The sequence below is a fragment of the Brevibacterium sp. VCM10 genome (assembly GCF_000583215.1).
GTDB lineage: Bacteria > Actinomycetota > Actinomycetes > Actinomycetales > Brevibacteriaceae > Brevibacterium > Brevibacterium linens.
The window spans coordinates 62,043-74,983 of the sequence record NZ_JAJB01000015.1 but is presented as its reverse complement, the minus strand read 5'-3'; the positions used below and the strand labels follow the sequence as shown (position 1 = coordinate 74,983).

The 12,941-nt window shown below is 65.7% G+C and carries 13 protein-coding genes and 1 tRNA gene; 8 read left to right on the top strand and 6 right to left on the bottom strand.

Annotation, left to right across the window (positions count from 1 at the left end):
* Nucleotides 1–6: 6 nt before the first annotated feature.
* Genes ehuA through ehuB form a run of 4 tightly spaced genes read right to left on the bottom strand, consistent with a single transcriptional unit; the run spans nt 7 to nt 3,102 of the window.
* On the bottom strand, nt 7–813 hold the full coding sequence (gene ehuA, locus AD89_RS0104090; RefSeq protein ID WP_051505038.1) for an ectoine/hydroxyectoine ABC transporter ATP-binding protein EhuA: 807 nt from the start codon (nt 811–813) through the stop codon (nt 7–9).
* Nucleotides 800–1,459 carry an ectoine/hydroxyectoine ABC transporter permease subunit EhuD gene (gene ehuD, locus AD89_RS0104085; RefSeq protein ID WP_025777337.1) on the bottom strand — a complete coding sequence of 220 codons (660 nt, stop codon included), beginning with the start codon at nt 1,457–1,459 and terminating at the stop codon, nt 800–802. Before ehuD ends, ehuA begins: the two co-directional genes overlap by 14 nt.
* On the bottom strand, nt 1,456–2,202 hold the full coding sequence (ehuC, locus tag AD89_RS0104080; protein ID WP_025777336.1) for an ectoine/hydroxyectoine ABC transporter permease subunit EhuC: 747 nt from the start codon (nt 2,200–2,202) through the stop codon (nt 1,456–1,458). The genes ehuD and ehuC overlap by 4 nt, the downstream gene beginning before the upstream one ends.
* Before the next feature lie 21 nt (nt 2,203–2,223).
* Nucleotides 2,224–3,102 (bottom strand): ectoine/hydroxyectoine ABC transporter substrate-binding protein EhuB, encoded by an 879-nt coding sequence (gene ehuB, locus AD89_RS0104075; protein WP_025777335.1) that lies wholly within the window; start codon nt 3,100–3,102, stop codon nt 2,224–2,226.
* A gap of 116 nt (nt 3,103–3,218) precedes the next feature.
* Here ehuB and AD89_RS0104070 point away from each other — a divergent pair, with 116 nt between their 5' ends.
* From AD89_RS0104070 to mutM, 7 genes are all read left to right on the top strand, one after another.
* The gene (locus AD89_RS0104070; protein ID WP_025777334.1) at nt 3,219–3,992 is read left to right on the top strand and encodes a GntR family transcriptional regulator; all 774 of its coding nucleotides are present in this window, start codon (nt 3,219–3,221) and stop codon (nt 3,990–3,992) included.
* Nucleotides 3,989–4,495 (top strand): pantetheine-phosphate adenylyltransferase, encoded by a 507-nt coding sequence (coaD, locus tag AD89_RS0104065; protein WP_025777333.1) that lies wholly within the window; start codon nt 3,989–3,991, stop codon nt 4,493–4,495. The genes AD89_RS0104070 and coaD overlap by 4 nt, the downstream gene beginning before the upstream one ends.
* A gap of 3 nt (nt 4,496–4,498) precedes the next feature.
* Nucleotides 4,499–5,686: an MFS transporter gene (locus AD89_RS0104060; RefSeq protein WP_025777332.1), complete on the top strand. Its 1,188-nt coding sequence runs from the start codon at nt 4,499–4,501 to the stop codon at nt 5,684–5,686.
* A gap of 74 nt (nt 5,687–5,760) precedes the next feature.
* A complete protein-coding gene (locus AD89_RS0104055) occupies nt 5,761–6,324 on the top strand; it encodes a YceD family protein (RefSeq protein ID WP_231488408.1) in 564 nt (187 codons plus the stop codon).
* A 2-nt stretch (nt 6,325–6,326) separates the two neighbouring features.
* A complete protein-coding gene (gene rpmF / locus AD89_RS0104050) occupies nt 6,327–6,530 on the top strand; it encodes a 50S ribosomal protein L32 (protein WP_025777330.1) in 204 nt (67 codons plus the stop codon).
* Nucleotides 6,531–6,534: 4 nt separating this feature from the next.
* A complete protein-coding gene (gene rnc / locus AD89_RS0104045) occupies nt 6,535–7,239 on the top strand; it encodes a ribonuclease III (protein ID WP_025777329.1) in 705 nt (234 codons plus the stop codon).
* A 61-nt stretch (nt 7,240–7,300) separates the two neighbouring features.
* Nucleotides 7,301–8,233 carry a bifunctional DNA-formamidopyrimidine glycosylase/DNA-(apurinic or apyrimidinic site) lyase gene (gene mutM, locus AD89_RS0104040; RefSeq protein ID WP_025777328.1) on the top strand — a complete coding sequence of 311 codons (933 nt, stop codon included), beginning with the start codon at nt 7,301–7,303 and terminating at the stop codon, nt 8,231–8,233.
* 140 nt (nt 8,234–8,373) lie between these two features.
* Here mutM and AD89_RS0104035 read toward each other — a convergent pair whose 3' ends face one another.
* Both AD89_RS0104035 and AD89_RS0104030 read right to left on the bottom strand, forming a co-directional pair.
* Nucleotides 8,374–8,871, bottom strand: a complete 498-nt coding sequence (locus tag AD89_RS0104035; RefSeq protein ID WP_025777327.1) for a hypothetical protein — start codon at nt 8,869–8,871, stop codon at nt 8,374–8,376.
* Nucleotides 8,872–9,003: 132 nt separating this feature from the next.
* A tRNA-Asn gene (locus tag AD89_RS0104030) sits at nt 9,004–9,076 on the bottom strand.
* Nucleotides 9,077–9,163: 87 nt separating this feature from the next.
* On the opposite strand from AD89_RS0104030, the gene smc reads away from it, so the two are divergent.
* A complete protein-coding gene (gene smc / locus AD89_RS0104025) occupies nt 9,164–12,703 on the top strand; it encodes a chromosome segregation protein SMC (RefSeq protein WP_025777326.1) in 3,540 nt (1,179 codons plus the stop codon).
* Nucleotides 12,704–12,941 lie beyond the last annotated feature (238 nt).

The window sequence follows — 12,941 nt, the reverse complement described above, 5'->3', positions numbered from 1 at the left end:
TGGGGCTCAGAGCACGCTCGAGAGGAACTTGCGGGTGCGTTCGTGCTGCGGGTTGTTGAAGATCTGATCCGGCGGACCCTCTTCGAGCACCTGACCACCGTCGAACATCATCACCCGGTGTGAGACGTCGCGGGCGAACTGCATCTCGTGGGTGACCAGCAGCATCGTGATATCCGTGGTCTCGGCGATATCGCGCAGCACTTCGAGCACGTCGCCGACGAGTTCCGGATCGAGCGCCGAGGTGACCTCGTCGAGGAGGAGGATCTCCGGGTTCATCGCCAGGGCCCGGGCGATCGCCACACGCTGCTGCTGACCGCCGGAGAGGCGAGTCGGGTGCGCCCCGGCTTTGTCGGCCAGTCCCACGCGTTCGAGCAGCTCCTTGGCTTCCTTGGTCGCGTCGGCCTTGGACTTGCCGAGCACGTGCACGGGGGCTTCGATGATGTTCTCGAGCACGGTCATGTTCGGGAACAGGTTGAACTGCTGGAAGACCATGCCGATGCGCGTGGTCATCTCGCGGGTGCGCTTCTTCGGCAGCTCGACCCGCTTGCCGTCGCGCTCTTCGAACGTCAGCGGCTGACCGTCGACGAAGATGTAGCCGCCGGTGAGCTCTTCGAGGGTCATCACCAGCCGCAGGATCGTCGTCTTGCCCGATCCGCTGGGTCCGATGAGGGTGACGCGCTCGCCGGGAGCCACCGTGAAGTTGAGGTTCTTGAGCACCGTAGTCGGCCCGAAGCTCTTCTCCACGTCAGTGAATTCGATCGCCGGTGTGCCGGTGTCGGTTGGTGTGGCTGGGGTGTTCTCAGTAGGTGGCAAGACGTCGATCCAATCTCTGAATGAGCAGTGAGGTCGGGTAGCTGGCGGCGAGGAAGATGATGCCGGCCAGCGTGAAGGCTTCCGTATAGGCGAAGGTCGAACCGCCGAATTCCTTCGCGGCCGTGACGAGCTCGACGACGGAGATCGCGAACAGGAACGGTGTGTCCTTGAACATCGCGACCGCGTAGTTGCCCAACGACGGGATCGTCGCCCGCAGCGCCTGCGGGAGCACGATCGCGGTGAACGTGCGCACCGGCGGCAGCGACAGGGCGGTGGCCGCTTCGAACTGTCCCGGCGGTACGGCATCGATCCCGGCTCGGTAGCTTTCGGACATGTAGGTCGAATAGTGGATGCCGATGACGATGAAGCCGACGACGAGAGCCGGGATGTCGACGAGACCCGGAATGTCCGAGAACCCGAAGTAGACGAACAGCAGCTGAACGACCAGCGGGGTGTTGCGGATGAACGCGACGATGAGACGGACGAGCCAGTTGATCCACCGCGGCAGTCCGCGGATGGCGACGGCGAGGATGAGTCCGAGGATCGCGGCGATGACGGTGCCGACGACGGTGGCGATGAGCGTGTTGACGAACCCACGCAGCAGGATCGGCAGTGCTTCGGCGGCGAATTCCCAGTTCCAGATCACAGGGTGCCTCCCTTCGCACGTGCGGCATCGGACCGGGCCGCACGCCGGGCGTCGCGGCGATCGGTCCGTGAGTTCGGGCGCCTGCGACCCAGCGCAGCTGTGGCCCTGCGTTCGAGGAAGTTCATGAATTCCTGGAGCAGCCAGGCCAGCACGAAGTAGATGAGGAGACCGATCGAGAAGGCGAACATCGTGTCACCGGTCGACTGGCGCAGCTGGCCGACCTTGTCGGTGAGGTCGGAGAGAGTGATGAAGGAGACGACCGCCGTGCCCTTGAGAAGTTGGATGAGCAGGGTCGCGATCGACGGGATCATGAGCGCCCAGGCCTGCGGGAAGATCACACGGATCATCCGGCGGGTGGGGGAGAGGCTGAGCGCGATCGCGGCCTCCCACTGCCCGGGGGCCACGGTCTTGATCGAGGACCGGACCACCTCGGCGGAATAGGCTCCGTAGTTGAGCGCCAGCGCGCCGATGCCACAGGCCATGGGGTCGAGGTCGGCGCCGAGGAGCGGCAGCACGTAGAACAGCCAGAACAGCTGGACGAGCAATGAGGTGCCGCGGAAGAATTCGACGATGATGCGCGCCGGGATGCGCAGCCAGGCACTCGGCGAGGTCATCGTCAGACCCAGGATGAGGGCGATGAGCACGGCCCCGATGCTGCCGAGAACCGTGAGGATGATGGTTGTCTGAACTCCCTCCCACAGCTGTGGGAGGAAGTTCAGCAACGTCGTGATGTTGTCGTTCATGGTGCTGGAGTTGGCGCCGACTCAGGAGTCAGCGGTGGGAAGTTCGCCCTTGCACAGCTGATCGGTCGTGATCGACCCGTCGGGGCGCTCCTCGGCAGTGAAGCCGTAGTCGCCGACGGCGTCGAGGTAGGCGTCCTCGTCGGAGATGATCTTGTCCAGACCCTTGTTCCACTCGTCGCGGAGTTCCTCGTCATCGGTGCGGAAGACCGTGGCGCCGGCACCGATCTGCGGGACACCGTCGATCTCCTGGACGAAGGATTCGCTGACTTCGACACCGGCATCGGCGTTGTTCTTCGCCATCCAGTTGAGCGAGATGGCGGTCAGCGCAAAGACGTCGGCGCGACCGGTGGTCACGGCGTCCATACCGTCCTGCGGGGTGCCGACCTGCTGGGTCTCGATGCCGAGGTCTTTCGCATAGTCGGATTCGATGGCACCGGTCATGGTGGCGAGCTTGACGCCCTTGTCCTTGACGTCGTCGAGGTTCTTCATGCCGTCGAGCTTGCCCTCCTTGGTCATGAGGGCAGTCGTGTACATGAACTCGGGATCGCCGAAGGCGGCCTGCTCGCAGCGGTCGGGCAGGATCGACATGCCGGCGGAGATCGCGTCGAAGCGATCGGCATTGAGGCCGGGGATGAGAGATCCGAATTCGGTGTTGACGCCTTCGACGTCGTCGATGCCGAGCTCCTTGAACACGGCCTTGGCCAGGGAGACGGAAGCTCCCTGGAGCTCACCGCCCTCTTCGAAGCTGTACGGGGCCTCACCGGCGAAGCCGACGGTGATCTTTCCGTCGTCGATGGCCTTCTGGAGAGTCGACTTGTCCGAGTCGCTTCCGCCGCAGGCACCCAGTGTGAGCGTCAGCGCGAGGATCGAAGTCGCGGCGGCCAGTCCTTTGAGTTTCATATGCTGTTCCTTCCTTGAACGTCGACACATCGAGGTGACGTGCGTCTCTTGGACAGTATTCAATACTCATGTTGTCCGAATGTCACACTGTCTGACAACGTTATATGATCGTGACCGTGACGAATCCTCCTACTTCCGAGCTGCCGGTGCTGCGCAAAGTGGTCCGGGCGTCGACGATCGACCTCATCGTCGACCAAATCCGCAACGCCATCTACTCCGGGTCACTCGAGCCCGGTCAGTCGATCAGCGAAGTGCGCACGGCCGAGCTGCTCGGGGTGTCGCGGCCGTCCCTGCGGGAGGCCCTGCAGCGTCTCATCAGCGAAGGCGTGATGACGCATGCTCCCGGACGAGGTGTGCATGTGAGGCGGATGCGCACCGCCGATATCGACGACATCTACGCCGTGCGCGAGGCGATCGAGTCGCAGGCGGTCAAGCTCGTCGTCAGGCAGGGTCGGTCCACGTCACGGATCGGCACGGCGCTGCGAGAGCTCGAGCACGCCATCGAGGGCAACGTCGCGCGTACGATCGGCGACGCCGACCTCAACTTCCACCATGCGATCGTCGCGTCCTCCGGATCGGCGCGGCTGACCGACCTCATGAAGGTCTCGATGGTCCACACCCGACTGCTGTCGCTGTCCGAGAAGCGCGGCTACGAGGTCCGGTGCGATCTCATCGACAGCCACCGCAAGCTCGCCGAGGCGGTCGCCGCCGGTGACGAGCCCCGTTCCCTGGCCATCGTCGCGCGGATCATGGACGAGGCCGCCTCCCGACTGCACGGACCCGATGACGGTTTCGACGCCCAAGTCGTCAGGGGCCACGACGATGAGACGCCCGCCGGCGACCAGTGGCTGCAGCTGCGCGAGCGGCCGAACGATACGATGAGGGCATGAAGGTCGTCTGCCCCGGTTCCTATGACCCGATCACCATGGGTCATCTCGATATCATCGCCCGCAGCTCTCGGATGTTCGAAGAGGTCGTCGTGGCGGTCGTCCACAATCCCTCTAAGTCCGGTCGCTTCGACCCGGCCGTCCGCGCGGACCTCATCCGTCGATCCCTGACCGAGGACGAACGCACTCGGGGCGCACAGAACATCACGATCGACCTCGTCTCCGGGGGCCTCCTCGTCGACTACTGCACGAGAATCGGCGCTCCCGCCGTCGTCAAAGGTCTGCGCTCGGGCACCGACTTCGCCTACGAACTGCCGATGGCGCTGATGAACAAGCACCTGTCCGAGCTCGAGACGATCTTCGTCCCCGGTGACCCGAAGTTCGAACACGTCTCCTCCTCACTCATCAAGGAAGTCCACGGAGGCGGCGGGGACATCGCAGGCCTCGTCCCCACCTCGGTGCTCGACGCCCTGCGGGGAGACATCCCCGGCGACGGCGCTCGCTGAGGGATGGGCGCGGCGACTCCAGCCAACCGGGCGTGGTTTCCCGGCCTCGTCATCCATACCGTGCTCGCGCACGCCACCTACAACGGCGTCCGCGTCCTCATCTCCTACCGCACCCTCGAACTCGGCGGAACGGGGTTCGTCCTCGGCCTGATGACGGCCGTGTACTCCCTCGTCCCACTGCTCACCGCTCTCCTCATCGGCCGCCTCGTCGATCGGGGCTATGCCACCGCGGTGCTGTGGACGGGCACCGTGCTGTCCGTCCTGCCCGTCGCGCTCGCGGCCATGGCCCCCAACCTCGGCGTGCTGCTGGTCGCCACGATGAGCCTCGGCGTCGGACAGCTGCTGACCACGGTCGCCTCCCAAGCACTCATCCCGCAGAGCTTCCCGGCGGCCCAGATGACATCGAAGTTCGGCCACCTCACCCTCGGCGTCTCGATCGGGCAGACCATCGGACTGCCTCTGGCGGGAATGGTCGCCGATGCCACCTCGGGGGACACCGCGATCACGAACGCCCTGTGGTTCATGACCGCGGTCTCCGCGCTCACCCTCATCGCCGCCGTCATCGTCATGCTCCGCGGCAGGACCCCTCACGTCTCCCGCGCCGAGGCGGCCGAAGGGGCGCAGACGCCGTGGGCGCTCCTGTCGATCAGGGGGATGAAACCGGCGATCTTCGCGTCCATGGCCACGCTCGCCGCCGTCGACCTGATGACCGCCTACCTGCCGCTCATCGGGCAGCAGAACGGACTGTCCGTGACCACGGTGACCTGGCTGCTCGCCCTGCGCACCCTGGCCTCGGTGGTCTCACGGCTCTTCATCGGAAGCCTCACGGCCAGGTGGCGGGACCTGTCTCTGCTGTGGACCGCCTCGGCGATGGCCGGCATCAGCGTCGTCCTCATCCCCGTGTTCAGCCAACCGTGGATGCTCGGGCTGCTGCTCGCGGTCGCGGGATTCTGCTTCGGACTCACCCAGCCGCTGACCATGTCGTGGGTGTCCGCGCTGGCCGATGCGAAGAATCGGGCCGCGGTGCTCTCGATCCGCCTGGCGGGCAACCGACTCAGCCAGGTCGCGATCCCCTCGGCCGCCTCGGCGCTGACGATCGTCGCCGGCTCCGGGGTCGTGTTCACGATGTCCGGAGCGCTGCTCCTCATTGCCGGGGCAGTGACCTGGCGCAATCATCACGAACGATGGTGACGAGGAACACCTGCACGGCCGATGAGGACCGATTGGTAATGACCGCTGACAATGATTAGAATGGTGAGTCGCGTGTGAACGCAGGAGCGACATCCTCAAACGCACCAGGAGGACAGGGCATGAAGAACAGATCTGAATTCGTCTATGATCTCAGATCCATGGGACTGCTCGGTCATCCGGGTGAGTGGGAACGGGTGAACACCACCTTGTCGGCTCCAGCGGATCTCAAGATCGAAGTGATCGGGGTTGGTCAAGGTTCACCACTGACGCTCGAGCTGATGTTCGAGAGTGTGTCGGAGGGGATCTACGTGTCGGGCACAGTCTCGGCGACGGCCCGCGGCGAAGACGCGAGGACGCTCGAACCCATCGAGCTGCCTATAGATGTGGACATCCAGGAGATGTACGTCTATGAGCAGGCCGAAGGGGACGAGGACTCCTACGTCATCGACCGGGATCAGCTCGACCTCGAGCCCGCGATCAGAGACGCCGTCGTGATGGCTCTGCCGTTCAATCCCTCGCGGGATGAGAGCGAGGAGTTCAGCTACACCCTGGGGGAGGACCTCGAGGTGGACGAGGACGAATCCGAATCGCCGTTCGCATCATTGAAGAATCTGTTGGAAGAGAAGAAAGAGAGCTAGACGTGGCTGTTCCGAAGCGTAAATTGTCGCGCAGCAACACCCGCCACCGTCGTTCGCAGTGGAAGGCCAAGGCTCCGAACCTGGTCAAGACTGTGGAGAACGGTCGCGTTGTGTACTCGCGCCCCCACCAGGCCAAGGTCGTCGAAGACGCAGCCGGCACCCCGCTGTACCTCGAGTACAAGGGCCGCAAGGTCGCTGACGTCTGAGACTGTGGACACAGACACCACAGCAGCACTGAAGAAGAGTCTCGGGATCGATATTGATCCCGAGACTTTTCGTCTCGCGCTCACGCACCGCTCCTTCGCCTTCGAGGCTGGTGGCATCCCCACCAACGAGCGCCTCGAGTTCCTCGGCGACTCCGTTCTCGGCCTCGTCGCCACCGAGTCGCTGTTCTACGACAACCCGGACCTGCCCGAAGGCCAGCTGGCCAAGATGCGTTCGGCCGTCGTCAACACGCGCGCCCTCGCCTCGATCGCCCGCCGGCACGGCATCGGCGAGCACATTCTGCTGGGCAAGGGTGAGGAGCTGACCGGAGGCCGGAACAAGGACTCGATCCTCGCCGACACGGTCGAAGCGCTCATCGGCGCGACCTTCGTCTCCCGCGGACGCGAAGAGGCCTTCGCCTTCGTCCACCGCCTCATCGACGGCATGCTCGACGACGCGGTCAACCTCGGCGCGGGGATGGATTTCAAGACCACCCTGCAGGAAGCGGCTGCCGACCTCGACCTCGGTGCCGTGAGCTACGAGATCACCTCGGCCGGGCCCGACCATGCGATGGTGTTCACCGCCACCGCGATGCTCGGGGCGAACAACTGGGGCGCCGGCGACGGTTCGTCGAAGAAGGCCGCCGAAGCCGCGGCCGCCGAGGTGGCCGTCAAAGCCATCCGCACCATCTACCCGGACTACCGGCGCTGAGCCTCACCGTGGTCTCTTTGTGCGCTCACGGGCGTATGCCTGATCGAATCGAGGGTCACTGATGCCTGAGCTTCCCGAAGTCGAAAGTGTCCGTCGCGGCGTCGACGAATGGACGGCCGGGACCACGATCACCGGCGCCGAAGTGGCCGACCCCCGAATTCTGGGCACGACGTCCCAGCGGCGCATCGATCCGTCCGCGGTCTCCGGGTTCGCTTCGGCTGTGACCGGGGCACACATCCTCAAGGCCGAACGGCGCGGGAAGTTCATGTGGCTGAGCCTGGGAGAGGCGACTGCGCCTTCCTCGGAGACGGCGGGCTCGGGGGCTCGCTCGCCGCTGACGCCTGAACTCGGCATCCTCGTGCATCTGGGCATGAGCGGACAGCTGCGCATCCATTCGCCCGGCGAGGAGCTCCACCGGCACACGCGTGCGGTCCTGCGCCTCGACAGCGAGCGCGAACTGCGCTTCGTCGACCAACGGATCTTCGGCCATATCGGCGTCCAACCCCTCGTCCACGGGTACGGGCGACTCGTCCCCGCCTCGGCGATCCATATCGCCCCCGATCCGCTCGAAGCCGCGTTCGATCCGGAACGGGTCGTGGCGGAGCTTGCGAAGAAGCGCACGGCGATCAAGGCCGCGCTGCTCGACCAGACGCTGGTCAGCGGAATCGGAAACATCTACGCTGATGAGGCGCTGTTCCGGGCGGGAGTCCACCCCCTGGCAGTGCCGGCGCGGACACGGAAGAACCGCCTGACCGCGGTCATCGAATCCGCGACGACAGTGATGAGCGACGCCCTGGCCGTGGGCGGGACGAGCTTCGACGCTCTCTACGTCAACGTCAACGGCGAATCCGGATACTTCGATCGCGCCCTGCTCGTCTACGGGCGCGGGGGACAGGAATGCGTGCGCTGCGGGACCGAGATCGTCAAGATCACCGTCGGCGGACGCGGAACCCACTACTGCCCCGTGTGCCAGAAGGTCCCGCGGTATCGGTAGGCGGGATGCCCCTCACCGCTGCTCGTATTTCCTCGCGTTCGTCGCGCTTCCTCCTGTCAGCACTCCATCAGTCACCGGCAGCGGCTGTCTGCACCGGTGCAGCGCGCTGACATGACGCTCCGGGTGCGCGATGCCTGCGATCAGCGGCCGGGGAGATCGGACTGCTGGGACATTCGTGCCAGATAAGCCTTGTGGCCGTCGATGAGGGCTCTCTGCGCCTCGCCGTGGTCGGGCGGGGTGAGTACGTTCGCGGGGTTCGTCGGAGACAGCCACAGCGAGTCGACCTCGACGATCCGACCGCTCCTGAGACGCGCGGCCGCCGCCAGCCGCGGGCGTGAACCCGGGGCGGGGATGAGAATGCGGTCGAGATCCAGCCAGGCGATCCGATGAGGTCTGCCGGTGAAGCCGCACCAGATGAACTCCTCAGGAGTGATCTCCAACCGGGCGCGAGCACCCATGTGGAAGTTCACCCAGGCGCCGATGAGCAGGATGACCGGGCCGAAGAGGAAGATGAGGGCCACAGGGTCGCCGACGACGGCGATGACGATGAGGGTGATGAACGCGAGTATCGCCATGACGACCAGCATCCATCCGACGAACTTCGAGATGTTCCCCTCGCGTCTGATAACTGTATTCATCCGATCAGGTTCTGCCTCTCCGAGCGCTCCGTTCACCGTATTCTGCTCGTCGCAGTGTGCCCACCGCGGTCAAAGACCCACCGCCGCGCTAGGACTGAGAAGGCCCCGTCGGTGACGACGGGGCCTTTTATGCTCCCCCGGCTGGGCTCGAACCAGCGACCCTTCGATTAACAGTCGAATGCTCTGCCAACTGAGCTACGGAGGAAAGATGCGCAGTGATCTGCGCACGAGGAGAAACTCTACCAAAAGATTCGGGATCTCGCCGCCGCCTGCCGATATGCTGGGTGCCAATATGCATCTCAAAAGCCTGACACTGCGGGGATTCAAGTCCTTCGCCTCGGCGACGACCCTCCGATTCGAGCCGGGGATCACCTGCGTCGTCGGACCCAACGGCTCGGGCAAGTCCAACGTCGTCGACGCCCTGTCCTGGGTGATGGGCGAGCAGGGCGCGAAGAATCTGCGCGGCGGAAAGATGGACGACGTCATCTTCGCCGGAACCTCGAAACGCCAGGCCCTGGGACGCGCCGAGGTGACTCTGACCATCGACAACACCGACGGAGCCATCCCCGTCGACTACACCGAGGTGACGATCTCGCGGACCCTGTTCCGCACCGGCGGTTCCGAATACGCCGTCAACGGTGCCCCGGCCAGGCTGCTCGACATCCAAGAGCTGCTCAACGACTCCGGCCTGGGCAAGGAGATGCACGTCATCGTCGGTCAGGGCCGCCTCGATGCGATCCTCCACGCCGACCCGCTGGAGCGCCGCAGCTTTATCGAAGAGGCCGCCGGGGTGCTCAAGCACCGACGCCGCAAGGACAAGGCGGTCCGCAAACTCACCGGACTGCAGACGAACCTCGACCGGCTCACCGATCTGCGCACCGAACTCAACCGGCAGTTGGGACCCCTGGGGCGGCAGGCCGAAGCCGCTGCGAAGGCCGCGACCGTGCAGGCGACGCTGCGTGACGCCACCGCCAGGCTGCTCGCCGACGATGCCGTGCGGATGCAGTCCTCCCTGGCCTCGACGAGCGAGGGCGACGACCACAGCGACCGCATCACCGAACTCGACCACCGCCGCACCCGCACCGAGGCGCGGCTGTCGGAGATCGAAGCCCGGTTGTCCGAACTCGACTCCGAACTCGATGTCCAACGCACCGCGGAATCGCGGACACAGACGCAGATCGTGCGCGCCCAGGGACTGAGCCGCCGGGCCGAGGACAAACGCTCCCACCTGCTGTCGGAAGTCACTAGCTTGGGGCAGAGGGAAGCGAAGTCACCCGAAGAGCTGCGCGCCCAAGCCGAACGCAACCGCTCCGAACTCACAGAGGCCGAAGCGGCCGTGACCGAGAAGACGAACGCACTCGAGGCCAGTCAGCAGCGGAAGGACGAGCTCACCCAGGCGCTGCGCAGCGCCGAAGACGAGGTCAAGGCCGCACAGATCGCCATCACCGAAGCGGTGAAGAACCGTTCGGCCCTGCAGTCGAAGCAGACCCAGGCGGCCGAGCGGATCACCGACCTCAAGTCTCGGATCGAAGCCAACCGCGCAGAGATCGACACCGTCACCGCCCGCATCGCCGAGCGTGAGAGGGACCTCGAAACCGCGGAGACCGGAGTCGAGGACGTCGAGGCCGGTGAGACCGAACTCGACTCCGCGTACGAGGCGGCGCAGGAGAGCCTCGAGAAGTTGGAGACCGAACGCAGCGGCCTGCAGGAGCAGCGGGCGCAGGTCGCGTCCGAACTGTCATCGGCGAAGGCCCGCGCGGAAGCTCTGGCCCTGGGCACCGCACTGGAAGCCGACCTCGACGACATCGTCAACGCCGAACTGCCGGGGGTGCGCACCGCCGTGACCGAACGGCTGAGCGTCGACCACGGCTTCGAAATGGCCGCGGCCGCCGCGCTGTCGACCACGGTCTCCGGCGTCATCGTCGATGACAGCGCAGCGGCGCTGGCAGTGCTCGACCACCTCGGCGAGGACACGAACGTGTCACTGACGATCCCCGCCGGGGTCGAATCAGCGACCGGGAAGGGCCAGGGGAGTGCCCTCGAGACGCTGCCGGAGCTGCCGGCCCTGGGCGACCTGCGCTGGCTCTCCGAAGTCGTCGACAGCGACGTTCCCGAACTGCGGACTCTGGTGGCCCGGGCCCTGCACGGAGTCGTCTGCGTCCCCGACGCGCGCACCGGAATCGAGCTGACCGAGTCCCGACCGGAACTCACCGCCGTCACCGTCGCCGGGGAAGTGCTCACCGCGACCCGCATCAGCCGGGCCCGCACCGCCTCGGGCACACGCTTAGCCTCACAGACCGCGCTCGAGGACACCCGGTCCCAGATCACCGACCTCGAGGACCGGGCAGGCAAGCTCGACGCCTCCTTGAGGGAACTCGAACCGCGCTTGAGCGCAGCGCGGGAGGAATCGGCCGCGGCGCTCGACGCTCTCCACTCCTCGGATGCGAAGATCATGGCCGCCGCCGAGGAGGTCTCGCGCATCACCGGTGAGATCGGCGTGGCCCGCACTCGACTGCAGCGCGCGCAGGACAACGCCACCGAACTCGACGCCCGCCTGACCGCCGCAGAACGTGACTCCCAATCGGCCGCGGCGGCACTGGCGTCCGCCGCCGAGGTCGACGAAGTCGTCGACACCGCGGCCCGGGACGAGCTCAGCGCCCAGGTCGCCCAGGCCGCCGACGACCTCGTCGAAGCCCGCATCAGCCACCGATCGGCCGCCGACCGGGCCCGGTTCCTCAGCGACCGGGTCGACTCCCTCCTGCGAGCGGCGAAGGCCGAAGAGGCGGCGCGGGAGCAGACGCAGCGCGCGATCGCGAAGAAGAAGCGCGCGGCCGCCTCGGTGCAGCTCATCGCCGAGACGGCGGCCGACGCCGCGGAGCTGGCGACCTCCACGGTGGCCGAACTCGGTGAGGCGATCCAGGTCCTCGTCGACGAACGCGGCGGTCTGCGCGAAGAGAAGGGCCGCCTCGGCGAGGAATTGGGGTCGACGCGAACACAGCTGCAGAAGCTCAAGGACGCCGCCGCCGAGGCGGAACTGGCGAAGGAGCGATTCAGGCTGAAACTCGAGGAGATCGCACACCGGTCGGAAGAGGAGACGGGGTTGGGCATCGATCGTCTCATCGACGAATTCGGGCCGCATCTGCCCGTCCCGTCATTCGATGAGGACGTCGAGGATCGTCCGTATGTGCGCGCCGAGGTGGAGAAGCGGCAGAAGCAGGCGGCTTCGCAGCTCAAACGCATCGGCACGGTCAATCCGCTTGCGCTCGAGGAGTACGAGGCGCTGAAGGAACGGCATCAGTTCCTCGAGAAGCAGATCGCTGACATCGAATCCTCGCGCAAGGACCTCATGCAGCTCGTCGAGGAGGTCGACCGGCACGTCGAACGCGTCTTCGCCGACGCCTATGCGGATACGGCGCGGGAGTTCGAGGACATCTTCTCCCGTCTCTTCCCCGGTGGTGAGGGCGCCCTGAGCCTGACCGATCCGAACGATATGCTCACCACTGGCGTCGACGTCCACGCCCGCCCGGCCGGCAAGAAGGTCAAACGCCTGTCTCTGCTCTCCGGCGGGGAGCGGTCGCTGGTCGCCGTGGCCATGCTGGTCGCGATCTTCAAGGCCCGGCCGAGTCCGTTCTACGTCATGGACGAGGTCGAAGCGGCCCTCGACGATCTCAACCTCTCGCGCCTGCTCACGGTGTTCAAGGAGCTCCAGGACTCCTCGCAGCTCATCGTCATCACCCACCAGAAGCGGACCATGGAGATCGCCGATGCCCTCTACGGAGTGACGATGCACGGCGATGGGGTGTCGAAGGTCATATCGCAGCGGATTCCGTGAACCACGGCACCCGGTCTGCCCGCCGCGCCCGAGGTGACGGGCCCGCGATGAGGACACAAGGCCGTTTGACGGTGACGTCCAGGACAGTCCCAGCGAATTTTGCAACTGCCGTATGGCGGGCCAGCACAATTGTCGTCGCCGGGGACTATAGACTTGGGCCGAGACACAGGTAATCAAAGAACGTGAGGAGCGAGACGTCCATGGCCGAGGCTGCTGTGCTGCGAGGTGGCTCGAGGGC

Excerpts from the sequence above, each read along its gene's own strand:
- ehuC (WP_025777336.1), bottom strand. The coding sequence starts at position 2,202 with ATGAACGACAACATCACGACGTTGCTGAACTTCCTCCCACAGCTGTGG.
- ehuB (WP_025777335.1), bottom strand. The coding sequence starts at position 3,102 with ATGAAACTCAAAGGACTGGCCGCCGCGACTTCGATCCTCGCGCTGACG.
- coaD (WP_025777333.1), top strand. The coding sequence starts at position 3,989 with ATGAAGGTCGTCTGCCCCGGTTCCTATGACCCGATCACCATGGGTCAT.
- AD89_RS0104060 (WP_025777332.1), top strand. The coding sequence starts at position 4,499 with ATGGGCGCGGCGACTCCAGCCAACCGGGCGTGGTTTCCCGGCCTCGTC.
- mutM (WP_025777328.1), top strand. The coding sequence starts at position 7,301 with ATGCCTGAGCTTCCCGAAGTCGAAAGTGTCCGTCGCGGCGTCGACGAA.
- AD89_RS0104035 (WP_025777327.1), bottom strand. The coding sequence starts at position 8,871 with ATGAATACAGTTATCAGACGCGAGGGGAACATCTCGAAGTTCGTCGGA.
- smc (WP_025777326.1), top strand. The coding sequence starts at position 9,164 with ATGCATCTCAAAAGCCTGACACTGCGGGGATTCAAGTCCTTCGCCTCG.